A 14,101-nucleotide genomic window follows, 5' to 3' on the forward strand; every position below is an offset into this window, starting at 1 on the left:
ATAATGAAGATGGTCATACCCAAACAGCGCGTATGCGGGGAGCGTTTCCCGCTGCAAGGAAGGCGGTTATATGAATACATTGGAACAAATTCGGCAGGATGGGGCGTTGATCGACGCCATTGATTGGGAGATGACGCCGGAAGAGGCGGTGCGGCTCTACCTGGAATGGGGCAACAATTGGGCCGGCGGCAACTACGTGATCCGCTCCAAAAGCGACGAGACCTGCTATTTTGCGGTCAGCACCTGGAAAGAGCCGCCGGTGATCTATTTAATCCGGCGCAATTCCGAAGAGGCCCGCGAACTGGCGCGCATCGAAATGCCGCCGCGGATCCACAAAGCGTTCATTCGCGAGCATGGCAATCTCAAGGGGGTCTATCCCGTGGAAGGCGTCATCAAACGATGGTTGCAGCAGGAACTTGGTTGGAGCTGAACATCCGGACCCATCGGCCGTCAGAGGGCAGCTTCGGCCGGCAGGGCCTGCTCGGCGAAGCGGCGGGCGGTTTCGTTAAGGGAGCACTCGGGACACAGGCCCAGAAATTCCAGGCGGTGGCCCATGATGGTATACACCGTGGCGCCGTACAGGTTGTCCTCGAGGCTATTTAGCGGTGCGATGGGGGCATCGTCCATGCGGCCGCAGTAGATACAGCGGATGTGGTAGTGTTTTTGGGGAATGCCGTCGTACCGTTTCTGACTGCCGCTGATCTCCAGGGTTTGGATTTCGCCCATGGCGGTCAAGAGCTCCAGGTTGCGGTATACGGTGCCCAAACTGATGTGTGGCAGTCGCTTACGCACCATTTCGTAGAGCATGTCGGCGGTGGGATGGATGTTCTCCTTGCGCAGCTCTTCCAAGATCACACGGCGCTGCCGGGTCATGCGAAACTTTGCGGGCTGTTTCGTTTCAGAGGTGGTGGGGTTCCGGTTCTGCATCACATTTCTCGGGTGCGGCGTCCGCAACCTAACGTCGCGGGCGCCGCGTGCTTGGGTGCACGGCAAGTGTATTGCTCAGCGCTGATCCATGGGAACGAAGCGGCACTCCTCGGGGCCGCAATACTCGCCGATGTACTTGGATTCCGGGCGGTAAAGCATGGGTTTGGGTGCAGCACCGGCAAACTGCTCCTCGATCACATGGGCGGTCCAGCCGGCCACACGGGAGATGGCGAACAGAGGCGAATAGAGATCCACCGGAATGCCCATGGAATAGTAAAGCGAGGCGCTGTAAAAGTCGACATTAACATAGATGTCCGTGCCTTTGCGCTCTTTGAAGGCTTTCTTGCCCTTTTCTTCGAGGATCTTTGAGATTTCATACCAGCGGGTGTCGCCGGCCAGCTCTCCGGCCCGTTTGGACATGGGCGCCAGGATGTGGGCGCGGGGGTCGTCGGTTTTGTACACCGCATGGCCCAGGCCCATGATCTTCTTGCCTTCGTCCAAAACGCGGTTCACGTACGCTTCGGCCTTGTCGGGGCTGCCGATGTCCAGCAACATGCGCATCACGCGAACATTGGCGCCGCCGTGCAGCTCGCCGGAAAGGGAGCCGATGGCCGCCGACACCGCGGCGTACATGTGCGCGCGGGTGGAGGCCACCTCACGGGCCGCGAAGGTGGATGCGTTGAAGGAGTGTTCGGCGTGCAGCACCAGGCCGGTGTCGAAAAAGCGCACCGTTTCGCTGTCCGCCGGCTTGCCGAACAGCATGTAAAGGAAATTGGCGGAATGGTCCAGCTCGGGATCCGGGCTCACCGGCGCCAGGCCTTTGCGAATGCGTTCCCAGGCGGCCAAAACGGTGGGCAGCTTGGCCACCAGGCGGATGGCCATGCGCAAGGCGGCCTCCTGGGAGGTGTCGGTGACGTCACTGTCGTGGTTGGCCAGCATGGGCACGGCCGCTTGCAGGATGTCCATGGGCAAGGCATCGGCCGGTCTTGTCTTTAGGGCTTCGATGAGGGCATCGGGAACGGCTCGCTCGGCCGTGAGCTTCTGTTTCAGCGCAGTCAACTCCTCGGCGGTGGGCAGCTTTTCGAACAGCAGCAAGTGAACGATCTCTTCGAAACAGGTGTTTTTCGCCAGGTCGGAAACCAGAAAGCCGCGGTAAATCAGCTTTCCCTGGTCGCCGATAACGTCACTGATCTTGGTGCTGGCCACGGTCACGCCCCGCAAACCGGTATTCACTGTGGGTGCGCACGCTTCGGTCATACAAGCCTCCCTTGAAACTGCCCCTCTGGAGGGGTCCGTTGGTCGCTTTTAAAACGGTTAAGGTCGTTATCTATCAGGAATAATTATCATGTATGAGTTGAAAATCAAACCCAAAAGTGGTAGCTTTCATACTGTCGCCGTTGCGGCTGCCGTGCCATTTCCCCTTGCGGGAATCCGTGCCGCTCCCGCCCCGTCCCTGCGCCGCCGGGCGGCGCAACCGCGCGGCGGATTCCCGCAACACTTCCAGACAACCTAACCTGCAACCATCAAGATGGACCGTAGAGTCGAGCGACGATGCAAAAGCTGACCATTAAGAAGGGCTACCGGCTGCGCATGACAGGCGTGCCCACCGACACAATCACCGACCTGCCCGATCCGGCCCGCGTGGCTCTGTTGCCCGAGCACATCCCCCACATCAAACCGCGACTGCGGGTGGCCGAAGGGGATCCGGTATCCATCGGTTCGATCCTTTTCGAGGACAAACGGGACGCGCGCTGGATATTCCGCTCTCCCGGCGGCGGCACGGTGTCGCGCATCCGATTCGGGCCGCGGCGAGTGATCCAATCCATCGTGATCGACCGCCCGGAATCGGGTGAAGAGCCCGCCGAGACCTTCACGGCTGTCGATGCGCAGGCCCTGGCGGACATGTCCCGCGAGGATTTGGTCGCGCACCTGCTCGAGGGCGGCATGTGGTGGGTGTTGCGTCAGTTGCCGTTTCGCGATTTGCCCGATCCTGAAACGCCCCCGCCAATGATCCTGGTCGGTCTCGACGACCGGGAGCCGTTCCAGCCCGATCCGGCGCTTTATCTGGACGGGCGCGCCGATGATTTGGCATTCGGCCTCGAGGTGCTGCAAAAACTGGCCGAAAAGGGCGAGGTGGTCGCCTTCACCGGCCATGATCGGCATACCGTGATCGACCGGTTCGGCCAACACCTGACCCATGTGGTGCAGGGGATCTACCCCAGCGAGGATCCGGCGACGGTGCTTTACCACCTGAAAACCGGTCCTGAACAAAACCGCGCCTGGTACATCGCGGGGCAGGACCTGCTGGCGTTGGCCGCCTTTTTGAGACAAGGCCGCTTTCCCATCCACCGCGTGGTGGCCGTGGGCGGCAGCGACGCGCCGCTGCGGCAGCACTTCCGGGCCCGCCTGGGTGCGCCGTTGGCGCAATTGGCGGACACGAAGCAACTCAACGGCGACAGTCGCTTGATCGTGGGCGGGGTGCTGCGGGGGTTCGGCGCGCCGCCGGACGGCTTCATGGGGCTTTATGAAACCTCCCTGAACATCCTGCCCGACGGCGGGCCCGCCGAATTTCTGGCCCTGTACGATCCGGGGTTCAAAAAGCCGAGCTATTCGCGGGTCTTTCTCTCCAAGATCAACCCGGCCCAGCTGGTTTACACCTGCCATGTGCAAGGCGGCGAGCGGGCCTGCATCTCCTGTATGCACTGCGCCGGGGTGTGCCCCGTGGATCTGTGGCCCCAGATGATCCACAAGGCGATCCACGCCGGGGAGGTGGAGGAGTATTTGGCCCTGGGACTGCTCGATTGCGTGGAGTGCGGCCTGTGCAGCTATGTGTGCCCCTCCAAGATCGAGCTGACCCGGGGATTTATCGAAGCCAAGGCGGCCTATGCCAAGGAGCTGGCGGCCAAATCCGAATGATTCATACACTTATCGGTAGGGCGGTGTGACGCGAACATGAATCCGATACGCAAATTTTTCGAGACCCAACGCCGACACTTCGAACCCGACGGCCGCCTGGCGCGCCTGGAACCCTTTTTCGAAGCCATGGAAAAGGTGTTTTTCGGTTCGGCCGATGTAACCCGCCAGGCCCCCCATCCCCGGGACAGCCTCACCGTGCAGCGCTACATGATGATGGTGATCGTGATGTTGCTGCCGTGCCTCTTTTTCGGCATGTACAACGTGGGGTTGCAGGCCTTCAAGGCGGCCGGTCTACCCCTGGAGTTCGGGCCCATGTTCTGGTTGGGGTTCAAAACCGTCATGCCCCTGGTGATCATTTCCTACCTTTTCGGCTTCGGCTGGGAGATCGTTTTCTCCACCATCCGGGGGCACCAGATCAGTGAAGGGGTCTTTGTCACCTGCATGCTGTTTCCCCTGATATTGCCGCCCACCACCCCCTGGTGGCAGGCGGCCCTGGGCATCTCCTTCGGCGTGGTCATCGGCAAGGAGGTGTTCGGCGGCACCGGGCGCAACTTTCTCAATCCGGCGCTGACCGGACGCGCCTTTCTCTTTTTCGCCTATCCGGCCGCCATGTCCGGAGACGCCGTTTGGACCGTGGCGGCCGGCAACGGGCAGCCGGCCGTGGATGCGGTCACGGCGGCCACGCCCCTGGTGGTGGCCGCGTCGGCGCCGGCCGACGGCACCGTGGTGTCTGCCCTGGGCAGTGCCGGTTACGACTGGTCCACCCTGTTTTTTGGTTTCTACCCCGACAGCATCGGCGCCTCCTCCACCTTCCTGTGCATCATCGGCGCCGCGGTGCTGATCCTGATCGGCGTGGCCAGCTACCGCATCATCCTGGGGGACATCCTGGGCATCCTGGCCATGGGCTACCTGCTCAACCTGCTGGCCGGGCCCGACAGCATGCCCTACCTTTCCATGAACCCGTTTCACCATCTGCTCATGGGCGGCGCCGCCTTCGGCATCGCCTACATGACCACCGACCCTGTGTCGGCGCCCAACACGAACGGCGCGCGCTGGTTGTACGGGTTCCTGATCGGTGTGCTGACGGTTCTGATCCGCGTCTTCAACCCCGCTTTTTTCGAGGGGATCATGCTGGCCATTCTGTTCATGAACGTTTTCGCGCCCCTGCTGGACCACATCGTGGTGCGCACGCGGGTGCGCCGGAGGATCCCCAATGTATAGCCCCGCGGATGGCCCCGGTTCCCGCCGCCGGGAAGAGGAGGTGTCATGTCCGGTTCGATGAAATCCATCCTTTTCGCCACCGTTTTGTGCGTGGTGTGCAGCCTCCTGCTCACCGCCGCCAGCACCGGCCTGCAAACCCGCCAGCAGATCAATGCCGAGGTGGATCGCCGCAAAAACATCCTGCTGGCGCTGGGGGCCGTGGAAGAAGGGCGTGTGGCCGCCGAGCGCGTGCAGGAACTGTACGACACCTACGTCCAAAGCCTCTGGGTGGATGGTTCCGGCCGTTGCGTGGATGCCGACGCCCGTCAACCCGAGGATCTGCCCGTGTTCATCTATGAACGGGACGGTGCGGTGCAGGCCTATGTGGTGCCCATCGACAGCAAGGGGCTGTGGGGGCGCATCAACGGTTATCTGGCCCTGGAAAACGACGGCAGCACCATCCGCGGCTTCACCGTTTACCAGCACCAGGAAACACCGGGGCTGGGCGGTGAGATCGAAAGCCGCTGGTTTCGCCAGAATTTCGAAGGCAAGCAGATCGTTGACGCGGACGGCAATTTCGTCTCCATCCAGATCGCCAAGGCCGGCATGGTGGACACCCTGCCGGCCGAACGGCGGGACAACTATGTGGACGGCATCAGCGGCGCCACCCTCACCGGCAAGTTTCTCAACGAGGGCATGCGCGAAACCCTGAAACGGTACGAGCCGGTGGCCATCCAGTTCCGGCAGGACAGAAGCGGCTGTCCGGGCGGTTCCTGATGCCCGCGACATCCGGCGAAAAATGCTTTACGGTTTCAACCATGGGGAGCTGAACACACAATGGGCCTCTTAGCCAAAAGCCAAACCTACCGGGCCATCTCCGAAGCGCTTTGGCAGAACAATCCCATCTCCAAGCAGATCCTGGGGATCTGTTCCGCCCTGGCGGTCACGGTGCAGCTGAACACCGCCATCGTCATGAGTCTGGCCCTGACCTTCGTGGTGGCCTTTTCCAACTTGACCATCTCCCTGTTGCGCCATCAGATTCCGCGCAATATCCGCATCATCGTGGAGGTGGCCGTCATCGCCACCCTGGTGATACTGGCCGACGAGTTTCTGCGGGCCTTCATGTTCGACATCAGCAAGCAGCTGTCGGTTTTTGTCGGGCTGATCATCACCAACTGCATCGTCATGGGCCGCGCCGAAACCTTCGCCATGGGCAACCCCCCCTGGCGCAGCTTCGTCGACGGCGTGGCCAACGGGGTGGGCTACGGCTCCATCCTCATCGGCGTGGCCTTTTTCCGGGAACTGTTCGGCTCCGGCAAGCTGTTGGGCTTTTCGGTGATCCCGGCCTCCTTTTACGAAGCCGGCTACCAGGACATGGGGTTGATGGTCCTGGCGCCGGGGGCCTTCATCATGATCGGCCTGTTCGTTTGGCTGGAGCATGCACTGCTGAAGGAAAAGAAATAGATGGAAGAGCTGATCAGCATATTCGTCGAATCGGTCTTCGTGGGCAACATCCTGCTGGCCTACTTTCTGGGGATGTGCTCCTATCTGTCGGTTTCCGGCAACCTGCAAACCTCCTTCGGCCTGGGCGTGGCGGTCACCTTCGTCACCACCATCACCGCGCCGGCCAACTGGGTTTTGTACCATTTCCTGCTGGCGCCGGGGGCCTTGGCCTGGGCCGGTCTGCCGGACATGAACCTGGGCTTTTTGCGGTTGGTGCTCTTCATCGCCACCATCGCCGGCATGGTGCAGGTGGTGGAGATGGTCATCGATCGCTACTCCCAGCGGCTCTACAGTGCCCTGGGGGTTTTTCTGCCGCTGATCACCGTCAACTGCGCCATTCTGGGCACATCCTTGTTCATGGTGGAACGGCGCTACACCTTCAGCGAGACAGTGGTGTTCGGCTTCGGCTCGGGCATCGGCTGGTTGCTGGCCATCGTCGCCATGGCCACCATCATGCAAAAGCTGCGCTACGCCGACGTTCCCGAAGGCTTGCAAGGCTTCGGCATTCGCATGATCGTCACCGGACTGATGGCCATGGCGTTCATGCTGTTCGCCGGCATTACACTGTAATCATGTAACACTTAAAACTCTCGCCGGCCCCGCCGGCGAGCAAGGCACTTACCATGATATATTTGATCAGCCTGGCCGTTTTTGTGGGGGTGATTCTGGTGCTGGTGGGGATTCTGCTTTTTGTGGAGTCCCGGCTGACCGCCACGGGGGAGCAGCGCATCGTCATCAACGAGGACGAGGAGAAGAGCATCACCACCAGCGGCGGCAAGACCCTGCTCAGCGCGCTGGTGGAAAAAAAGATCTACCTGCCCAGCGCCTGCGGCGGCAAAGGCACCTGCGGCACCTGCAAATGCCACGTGCTGGAGGGCGGCGGCGACATCCTGCCCACCGAACTGGCCCTGGTCAACCGGGTGGAGCGTGCCGCAAAGGTGCGCCTGGCGTGCCAGGTCAAGGTCAAGCAGGATATGTCCATTCGTATTCCCGACGAAATTTTCAATATCCGCAAATACAACGCCACCGTAATTTCCAATGAAAATGTGGCCACCTTCATCAAGGAGTTGGTGATCCAGCTGGACGAAGGGGAAACCATCACCTTCAAGGCCGGCGCCTACATTCAAATCGACATTCCCGAGTACGAAGCCGAGTTCAAAGATTTCAGCGTGGCTGAAAAGTACAAGGCGGCCTGGAAGCAGTTCAATCTCTTGACCCTCAAAGCCAAATCGGACGAACAGGTCAACCGGGCCTACTCTTTGGCCAATCCACCCATTGAAACCGACACCCTGGTGTTCACCATCCGCATCGCCACCCCCCCGCCGGGCAAAGAGGACAGCATACCGCCGGGGGTGGGCTCCTCCTACGTGTTCAATCTCAAAAAGGGCGATCGCATCACCTTCAGCGGCCCCTACGGCGAGTTTTTCGCACGGCCCACCGAGCGTGAAATGTGTTTTATCGGCGGCGGCGCGGGCATGGCGCCGCTGCGCAGCCACATCCGGCAGCAACTGTTGGGCGAGAACAGTCAGCGGCGCATCACCTTCTGGTACGGCGCCCGTTCGCGTCAGGAGATGTTCTACCACGAGGAGTTTTTAGAACTGGAGGAGCGGTTTCCCAACTTCACCTACACCGTGGCCTTGTCCGATCCCCAACCCGAAGACGAGTGGGACGGGCCTGTGGGGTTCATCCACCAGGTGGCCCAAGATCAATATCTGGGCGAGCACGAAGATCCCACGGAGATCGAGTACTACTTGTGCGGCCCGCCGCCCATGGTGGCGGCAGTGGAAAAAATGCTCTACGATTTGGGCGTCGAAGAGGAGATGATCTCCTACGACAAGTTCGGTTAGGAGAATAGGGGTGCTGCGTGTATCACCACCCCTTGATACACAACCGTCTCACGAAGCGACACAATCGAAACACTCCGTTGCGGTCCGAGCCCGACCCTGGGCCCTTGCAACACCTTGTATTCTCGGCATAGTCCGTTTCTGCGGCACCGTTCTTCCCATTGGCACGGTTATTGGTATTGATCCAAACCAGATGATCCATCGTTTCCTCAACGCCCGGCATCGGACCTGCTTTAGGGAGCCGGGCGCGAACCCATTGCACCTGAAAGGGGGCGTCATGCAAATCAAAGTCGATAAAAATGTTGTGGAGTTGGTACCGGAGAACACCCAGGAAACCACCGAGCTGGAAAAGCTGTGGAATGTGATGGTCGATTGCGTCAAATTCAACAAGAAGCTGGTGCCCATCGGTGAGTACGTTCCGCAAAAATCCAACCTGGCCCGTTTTGCCATCGAAGACAAATAGGGCGGTCCATCACACTACACACCAACCACCCGAAACACAATTCAACCATAAATTCAGGAGGCGTACATGCATAAAATTTTGGTGGCCTACATCAGCCGCACCGGTATGACCGAAAAGATGGCCGGCTTTATCGCCGAGGGTATCCGCATGGCCGGCCAGGAGGCCGACTTGCGCAAGGTGGCGGAAATCAAAAGCGAAGCCGATCTGGCCGGCTACGACGGCTATGTTTTCGGATGCCCCACCTACCATCGGGACATGACCAGCGGGATGAAAACGTTTCTGTTTTTGGCCCAGAAGGCCAATTTGACCGGCAAAATGGGAGGGGCTTTCTGCTCCTACACGCACAGCGGCGAGTCGGGAACGATGATTTTTGACACCATGCAGCATGTGTTCAAGATGGACATGGTGGATTTGGGCGCCCTCAATTTGAAGGAGCATATGATCGACAGCCCGGACGGTATCAAGGGGTGCCAGGATTACGGCAAGGCCCTGTCGGCCAAGTTCAAATCCTGAAATCAGGGGCGGCGGTCACTGTCGGGGTCGGGAAGGATTGTGCCGGGGGGCGGTCGGGACGGACGCCGACGCCCCCCTGTTCAATCTCGGCCACGCCCCTTAAAACACCATCTTCTCCGGTGGCCGCCGTTCAGGAACGTAGGGGTGGTCCATGGCGCCCTCGTTCCACTCTTTGGAGACGTAGAGATTGCAATAGCAGCTGCCATACTCCCGCACATCCGGCTCCCGGTAGACGCAGGGACAGATGACGTCCTTGTCCGCCTCACGGTCTCCTGAGGCCAGGCGGCAAGGGCAGGCCATGTACCCGTAGCGCGCCTTGTTTTGCAGCAAGGCCTCCATCAGATCCATCACGCGGTCGCGGTCCTTGTTGAAATAGTAGCCCTTGGCCTCCTGAATCCGCTTCAGATTATCGTAAAGTGTGCTTGCGTCCATCAAAGCCCCAGCGCCTCCTTGATTTGGTTCTCCTTGAAACCGACGATCACTTTTTCGCCGATGATGATGGTCGGAAAAGAGCATTTGGGATTGAATTTGCGCACATCCTCCAAAATGGCTTTACGCTCCTCGCCCTCGAGCAGGTCCACATCCACGAATTCGTATTGGATGGTGCATTCGTCGAGCAGTTTTTTGGTGGATTTGCAGTGGCTGCAAGTACTCAGGCTATAAACTTTGACAGGTTCGGTGGTCATCGGGATGCTTTCCTTTCGTCCACAAACGCCGCGGGCCGTTTGTTGGCGGTTTGTCGGTTCGCGATGTGCCGGATCTTCGGTCCGAGGGGCGGTGTGGCTTAGCGAGTGCCCCGACCGAGTACCTTCTTGACTGCATAATACAGGTTGGTTGCGAATGCAAACGGGACAAAGGGATTCCTTGGGGATGTGCCAAGCCCCGGGACGCGCAACTACCGGTCATCAACGCCCCAATCTTTTCGGGCCGGCGGATGGGTAGCGCATTCGATTGTGGTGCGCGGGAAATCCTGTTCGGTATATATCGATGAAATTTTCAAACGGTGTTGACAGGTATTAAATAGTTCTGCTAATAGGAATTATTACTAATAAGATGCATTGCACCGACGGAGCCGCCCAGACGCTCCCATCGCCGTGCAAACACGGGCTATCCAGCCCCCCGGCCTTTGAAAGCCGAACTCAGAAAGACAATCTTTCCACGAAGGGAGACAGACAGTATGGACATCAAGAAAAAGAGTGACAAAGACAAAGAGATCCCGGTCCAGGATTTCACCACTTGCGATGCCACTCAACAAATGATCACCAAGGGACGCCTCGACGGGGTGGACACCGCCTTCGACCGGGCGGCCAACATGAAGGCCTGTCCCATCGGCGCCGATTCGGCTTGCTGCAAACACTGTTTCATGGGGCCCTGCCGTTTGAACGCCAAGGATCCCTACGGCAAGGTGGGGGTCTGCGGTGCCACCATCGACACCATCATGGCCCGCAACTTCGCCCGCATGGTGGCCTCCGGTGCCGCCGCGCACACGGACCACGGCATGAGCATGCTCGATCTGTTCCGGGAAGTGGTCAACGGCAAAATCAAGGATTACAGCATCAAGGACACGCAGAAGCTGGAAGCCGTGGCCCAATCCATCGGTATCGAGACCGAAGGACGCAGTGCCAAGGAGATCGCCGTGGAGCTTTACGAGGCTCTGGAAAGCACCTACACTGCGGTGGAAGGCGAGATCCCCTTCGCCAAGCGGGTGCCGCCCAAGACCCTGGAGACCTGGCGCAAGCACGGCGTCGTGCCCCGCGGCGCCATGCGCGAAATCATGGAGATCATGCACCGCACCCACATGGGCGTGGACCAGGATTATACCAACATCACCAAGCAGTGCAGCCGTACGGCCCTGGCCGACGGCTGGGGCGGCTCCATGGTGGCCACGGAAATTTCCGACATCCTTTTCGGCACGCCTTCACCGGTGAGCATCGAGGTGAACATGGGGGTGCTCAAGGAGGACCAGGTCAACATCATCATCCACGGCCATGAGCCCAACCTGTTCGAATCGATGATCGAGTCGGTAAACGAGCCCACCTTCATCGAAGCGGCCAAGGCCGCCGGCGCCAAGGGGATCAACCTGGCCGGCATGTGCTGCTCCGGGGCCGAGGTGCTGGTGCGCCACGGCATTCCCCACGCGGGCAACTTCATGTCCACCGAAGCGGTCCTGATCACCGGCGCCGTGGATATCATGGCGGTGGACGTGCAGTGCATCAAGCAGGGTTTGGTCAAGGTGGCCGAATGCTATGGCACGCCGCTGATCACCACCAATCCCCGCTGCCGCATCGAAGGGGCCACCCACATCGAATTCAACGACCACGAGCCCAAGAAATCCACCGATGAGATCGTGATCAAGGCCATCTCCCGGTTCAAGAACCGCAAGGCCAAGGTGCAGATTCCGCAAAACGTCAATATCGGCGTGCACGGTTTCTCCCACGAATACATCAACTACATGCTCGGCGGTTCCTTCCGCGGCTCCTATCGGCCTTTGAACGACAACATCATCAACGGCCGCATCCGGGGCGTGGCCGGCGTAGTCGGCTGCACCAATCCGCGCGTCAAGCAGGACCATGTGCACATCGAGCTGGTCAAGGAGCTGATCAAAAACGACGTTTTGGTGCTCCAGACCGGTTGTTCCCAGATCGCCCTGGCCAAAGCGGGCCTGACCACGCCGGAAGCCGCCCACCTGGCCGGCCCCGGCCTCAGGGAGGTGTGTGAAACCGTCGGCATGCCGCCGGTGCTGGGCCTCGGCTCCTGCGTCGACAACAGCCGTATCCTGATTGCCGCCAGCGAGATGGTGCGTATTGGTGGCCTGGGCGACAGCATCGCCGATCTGCCGGTGGCCGGCTGCGCGCCGGAGTACATGAGTGAAAAGGCCATTAGCATCGGGCACTATTTTGTCGCCTCGGGGGTCTACACCGTGTTCGGCGTCACCTTCCCCATCGTGCAGGGGACCAGGTTCCACAAACATTTGTTCGAGGAGCTGGAAACCATGGGCTTCGGCAAGTGGGGTTTCGCCATTGAGCCCCAGGAGATCGCCCGCCTGATGATCAATCACATCGACAAGAAGCGCCAGGCCCTGGGTCTGGACAAGGGCCGCGAGCGGGTTCTGGTGGACATGCAGGACCGCCGGGCCATCGACGCCGCCTAGTCGCCGGCGGTTTCCGGCAACAACACGAAACGCCCCCCGCTTTGCGGGGGGCGTTTCGTGTTTATTGTGTTTGTTGGGTTATCGAAGCGGCGGCGGATCGCCGGCGAGCAGGTGCAGGCCGACGATGCCCACGACGATCAACGCCAGACAGCCGATGCGCAGCGCCGTTTTCGGTTCGCCGAGAAACAGCATGCCCGCTACGGCGACCCCCACGGCGCCGATGCCCGTCCAGACGGCATAGGCGGTGCCGATGGGGATCCATTGCATGGCCCGGGACAGCAGCCACAAGCTGATGGCCATGGCGGCGGCCGTCCACAGCGAGGGCCACAACCGTGTGAAACCTTGGGTGTATTTCAGACCCAAGGCCCAGCCGCACTCGAACATGCCGGCCACCACCAGGCACCACCAGGCACCTTGCATATCGTTGTCTCCCATTTTTGACTTGTCTTAAGATTGGACCATGGGTATGTTGACCCTTTGTCCGCCCGGAGCGGCATCCGGAGGACCCGCTGTAATCCATGCAAGGAGTCGAGGGGCCGTGACACCGAGATTGAGCAGTGCCGCCGAAGCGAACGCCATTTCCATCAACTTGCCCGCACTGGCGGGGCTTATCAGGGACACCCAACTGCCCCAAGGGGCCATTCCCTGGTTTCCGGGACACAAGACCGATCCATGGGATCACGTGGAATCGGCCATGGGGTTGACCATCGGCGGCCACATGGATCGCGCCCGCTTGGCCTACACCTGGCTCGCGGAGCAACAACTGGCCGACGGCAGCTGGTATGCCGCCTATGTGGACGGCCAACCCACCGATCGCACCCGTGAAACCAACCATGCCGGCTATATCGCCGTGGGCCTCTACCACTACTTTCTGGTCACCGGCGACATGGCCTTCGTAAAGCGGCTGTGGCCCACCGTGGAAAGGGCCGTTGCCTTCGTGCTGCACCACCAGTCACCGACGGGGGAAATCTTCTGGGCCGTCAGCCCCCGGGGCCGAGTGGACCGCATGGCCCTGATCACCGGTTGCAGCTCCATTCTTTTCAGCCTGAAGTGCGCCTTGGCCCTGGCGCGGCTACTGGGCCACGCGCAGCCTAAATGGCGGTCGGCCCTGGCAGAGCTGCACGCCTGTTTACTGCATAAACCCCACCGGTTCAATACCACCAAGGCTCGTTTTTCAATGGACTGGTTCTATCCCGTCTTGTGCGGCGCGCTCACCGGGGACGCCGCCCGGGCGCGGATCGATCAGCACTGGAAGAAGTTCGTCATCCAGGACAAGGGGGCCCGCTGCGTCTCCGACCGCCCCTGGGTGACCATCGCCGAAACCTGCGAGCTGATTCTCGCCCTGGCGGCCATGGGCAATCGGCAGCAGGCGGCCATCCTGTTTCGCTGGATCTGCGACCACACCTTCGAGGACGACACCTTGTGGTGCGGCTTCACCGTGCCCGACATGGTGGTTTGGCCCGAGGAGAAGCACACCTGGACCAATGCCGTGGCGCTGATGGCCGCCGATGCGCTGTTTCATCTGACACCCGGCGGCAACCTGTTCGCCCACGCCCATTGGCAGGCCATGGACATTTAGACCGC

The 14,101-nt window shown here is 60.4% G+C and carries 16 protein-coding genes; 11 read left to right on the forward strand and 5 right to left on the reverse strand.

Features of this window, described 5'->3' with window-relative positions; genetic code table 11:
- The first annotated feature begins 70 nt into the window (after positions 1-70).
- A complete protein-coding gene (locus MRX98_RS10360; protein WP_246906913.1) occupies positions 71-430 on the forward strand; it encodes a DVU0772 family protein in 360 nt (119 codons plus the stop codon).
- A 20-nt stretch (positions 431-450) separates the two neighbouring features.
- Here the strand turns inward: MRX98_RS10360 and MRX98_RS10365 are convergent, their stop codons facing one another.
- Positions 451-927 carry a Fur family transcriptional regulator gene (locus tag MRX98_RS10365; RefSeq protein ID WP_246906915.1) on the reverse strand — a complete coding sequence of 159 codons (477 nt, stop codon included), beginning with the start codon at positions 925-927 and terminating at the stop codon, positions 451-453.
- A gap of 75 nt (positions 928-1,002) precedes the next feature.
- On the reverse strand, positions 1,003-2,184 hold the full coding sequence (locus MRX98_RS10370; protein ID WP_246906917.1) for a citrate/2-methylcitrate synthase: 1,182 nt from the start codon (positions 2,182-2,184) through the stop codon (positions 1,003-1,005).
- A 294-nt stretch (positions 2,185-2,478) separates the two neighbouring features.
- Between MRX98_RS10370 and MRX98_RS10375 the strand changes: the two genes are divergently transcribed.
- The 8 genes from MRX98_RS10375 (at position 2,479) to MRX98_RS10410 (ending at position 9,366) form a co-directional block, all read left to right on the forward strand.
- On the forward strand, positions 2,479-3,843 hold the full coding sequence (locus MRX98_RS10375; RefSeq protein WP_246906919.1) for a 4Fe-4S dicluster domain-containing protein: 1,365 nt from the start codon (positions 2,479-2,481) through the stop codon (positions 3,841-3,843).
- A 36-nt stretch (positions 3,844-3,879) separates the two neighbouring features.
- A complete protein-coding gene (locus MRX98_RS10380; protein ID WP_246906921.1) occupies positions 3,880-5,064 on the forward strand; it encodes an NADH:ubiquinone reductase (Na(+)-transporting) subunit B in 1,185 nt (394 codons plus the stop codon).
- A 45-nt stretch (positions 5,065-5,109) separates the two neighbouring features.
- Positions 5,110-5,820 carry an FMN-binding protein gene (locus tag MRX98_RS10385; protein ID WP_246906923.1) on the forward strand — a complete coding sequence of 237 codons (711 nt, stop codon included), beginning with the start codon at positions 5,110-5,112 and terminating at the stop codon, positions 5,818-5,820.
- Between the two features lie 60 nt (positions 5,821-5,880).
- The gene (locus tag MRX98_RS10390; protein ID WP_246906926.1) at positions 5,881-6,507 is read left to right on the forward strand and encodes an NADH:ubiquinone reductase (Na(+)-transporting) subunit D; all 627 of its coding nucleotides are present in this window, start codon (positions 5,881-5,883) and stop codon (positions 6,505-6,507) included.
- Positions 6,508-7,116 (forward strand): NADH:ubiquinone reductase (Na(+)-transporting) subunit E, encoded by a 609-nt coding sequence (gene nqrE / locus MRX98_RS10395; RefSeq protein WP_246906928.1) that lies wholly within the window; start codon positions 6,508-6,510, stop codon positions 7,114-7,116.
- A gap of 53 nt (positions 7,117-7,169) precedes the next feature.
- On the forward strand, positions 7,170-8,393 hold the full coding sequence (gene nqrF / locus MRX98_RS10400) for an NADH:ubiquinone reductase (Na(+)-transporting) subunit F (protein ID WP_246906929.1): 1,224 nt from the start codon (positions 7,170-7,172) through the stop codon (positions 8,391-8,393).
- Positions 8,394-8,667: 274 nt separating this feature from the next.
- Positions 8,668-8,853: a hypothetical protein gene (locus MRX98_RS10405; RefSeq protein ID WP_246906931.1), complete on the forward strand. Its 186-nt coding sequence runs from the start codon at positions 8,668-8,670 to the stop codon at positions 8,851-8,853.
- 66 nt (positions 8,854-8,919) lie between these two features.
- Positions 8,920-9,366, forward strand: coding sequence for a flavodoxin domain-containing protein (locus MRX98_RS10410; protein ID WP_246906934.1), 447 nt, complete (start codon positions 8,920-8,922; stop codon positions 9,364-9,366).
- 99 nt (positions 9,367-9,465) lie between these two features.
- On the opposite strand, the gene MRX98_RS10415 is transcribed toward MRX98_RS10410, so the two are convergent.
- Together MRX98_RS10415 and MRX98_RS10420 are read right to left on the reverse strand one after the other, a co-directional pair.
- Positions 9,466-9,798, reverse strand: coding sequence for a ferredoxin-thioredoxin reductase catalytic domain-containing protein (locus MRX98_RS10415; RefSeq protein WP_246906936.1), 333 nt, complete (start codon positions 9,796-9,798; stop codon positions 9,466-9,468).
- Positions 9,798-10,052, reverse strand: a complete 255-nt coding sequence (locus MRX98_RS10420; RefSeq protein WP_246906938.1) for a glutaredoxin family protein — start codon at positions 10,050-10,052, stop codon at positions 9,798-9,800. The genes MRX98_RS10415 and MRX98_RS10420 overlap by 1 nt, the downstream gene beginning before the upstream one ends.
- A gap of 491 nt (positions 10,053-10,543) precedes the next feature.
- Here MRX98_RS10420 and cooS point away from each other — a divergent pair, with 491 nt between their 5' ends.
- A complete protein-coding gene (gene cooS, locus MRX98_RS10425) occupies positions 10,544-12,517 on the forward strand; it encodes an anaerobic carbon-monoxide dehydrogenase catalytic subunit (protein WP_246906941.1) in 1,974 nt (657 codons plus the stop codon).
- Positions 12,518-12,595: 78 nt separating this feature from the next.
- Here the strand turns inward: cooS and MRX98_RS10430 are convergent, their stop codons facing one another.
- Positions 12,596-12,937: a DMT family transporter gene (locus tag MRX98_RS10430; RefSeq protein WP_246906943.1), complete on the reverse strand. Its 342-nt coding sequence runs from the start codon at positions 12,935-12,937 to the stop codon at positions 12,596-12,598.
- 118 nt (positions 12,938-13,055) lie between these two features.
- Between MRX98_RS10430 and MRX98_RS10435 the strand changes: the two genes are divergently transcribed.
- Positions 13,056-14,096 carry a glucosidase family protein gene (locus MRX98_RS10435; protein WP_246906945.1) on the forward strand — a complete coding sequence of 347 codons (1,041 nt, stop codon included), beginning with the start codon at positions 13,056-13,058 and terminating at the stop codon, positions 14,094-14,096.
- The last annotated feature ends 5 nt before the right edge of the window (positions 14,097-14,101 follow it).

The sequence above is a fragment of the Desulfatitalea alkaliphila genome, assembly GCF_022968795.1.
Classification (GTDB): Bacteria; Desulfobacterota; Desulfobacteria; order Desulfobacterales; family Desulfosarcinaceae; genus Desulfatitalea; species Desulfatitalea alkaliphila.

Coding starts and splice junctions, on each gene's coding strand:
- cooS (WP_246906941.1), top strand. CDS start 10,544: ATGGACATCAAGAAAAAGAGTGACAAAGACAAAGAGATCCCGGTCCAG.
- MRX98_RS10370 (WP_246906917.1), bottom strand. CDS start 2,184: ATGACCGAAGCGTGCGCACCCACAGTGAATACCGGTTTGCGGGGCGTG.
- MRX98_RS10420 (WP_246906938.1), bottom strand. CDS start 10,052: ATGACCACCGAACCTGTCAAAGTTTATAGCCTGAGTACTTGCAGCCAC.
- MRX98_RS10380 (WP_246906921.1), top strand. CDS start 3,880: ATGAATCCGATACGCAAATTTTTCGAGACCCAACGCCGACACTTCGAA.
- MRX98_RS10365 (WP_246906915.1), bottom strand. CDS start 927: ATGCAGAACCGGAACCCCACCACCTCTGAAACGAAACAGCCCGCAAAG.
- MRX98_RS10375 (WP_246906919.1), top strand. CDS start 2,479: ATGCAAAAGCTGACCATTAAGAAGGGCTACCGGCTGCGCATGACAGGC.
- MRX98_RS10385 (WP_246906923.1), top strand. CDS start 5,110: ATGTCCGGTTCGATGAAATCCATCCTTTTCGCCACCGTTTTGTGCGTG.
- MRX98_RS10405 (WP_246906931.1), top strand. CDS start 8,668: ATGCAAATCAAAGTCGATAAAAATGTTGTGGAGTTGGTACCGGAGAAC.
- MRX98_RS10360 (WP_246906913.1), top strand. CDS start 71: ATGAATACATTGGAACAAATTCGGCAGGATGGGGCGTTGATCGACGCC.
- nqrE (WP_246906928.1), top strand. CDS start 6,508: ATGGAAGAGCTGATCAGCATATTCGTCGAATCGGTCTTCGTGGGCAAC.
- MRX98_RS10430 (WP_246906943.1), bottom strand. CDS start 12,937: ATGCAAGGTGCCTGGTGGTGCCTGGTGGTGGCCGGCATGTTCGAGTGC.
- MRX98_RS10415 (WP_246906936.1), bottom strand. CDS start 9,798: ATGGACGCAAGCACACTTTACGATAATCTGAAGCGGATTCAGGAGGCC.
- nqrF (WP_246906929.1), top strand. CDS start 7,170: ATGATATATTTGATCAGCCTGGCCGTTTTTGTGGGGGTGATTCTGGTG.
- MRX98_RS10390 (WP_246906926.1), top strand. CDS start 5,881: ATGGGCCTCTTAGCCAAAAGCCAAACCTACCGGGCCATCTCCGAAGCG.
- MRX98_RS10410 (WP_246906934.1), top strand. CDS start 8,920: ATGCATAAAATTTTGGTGGCCTACATCAGCCGCACCGGTATGACCGAA.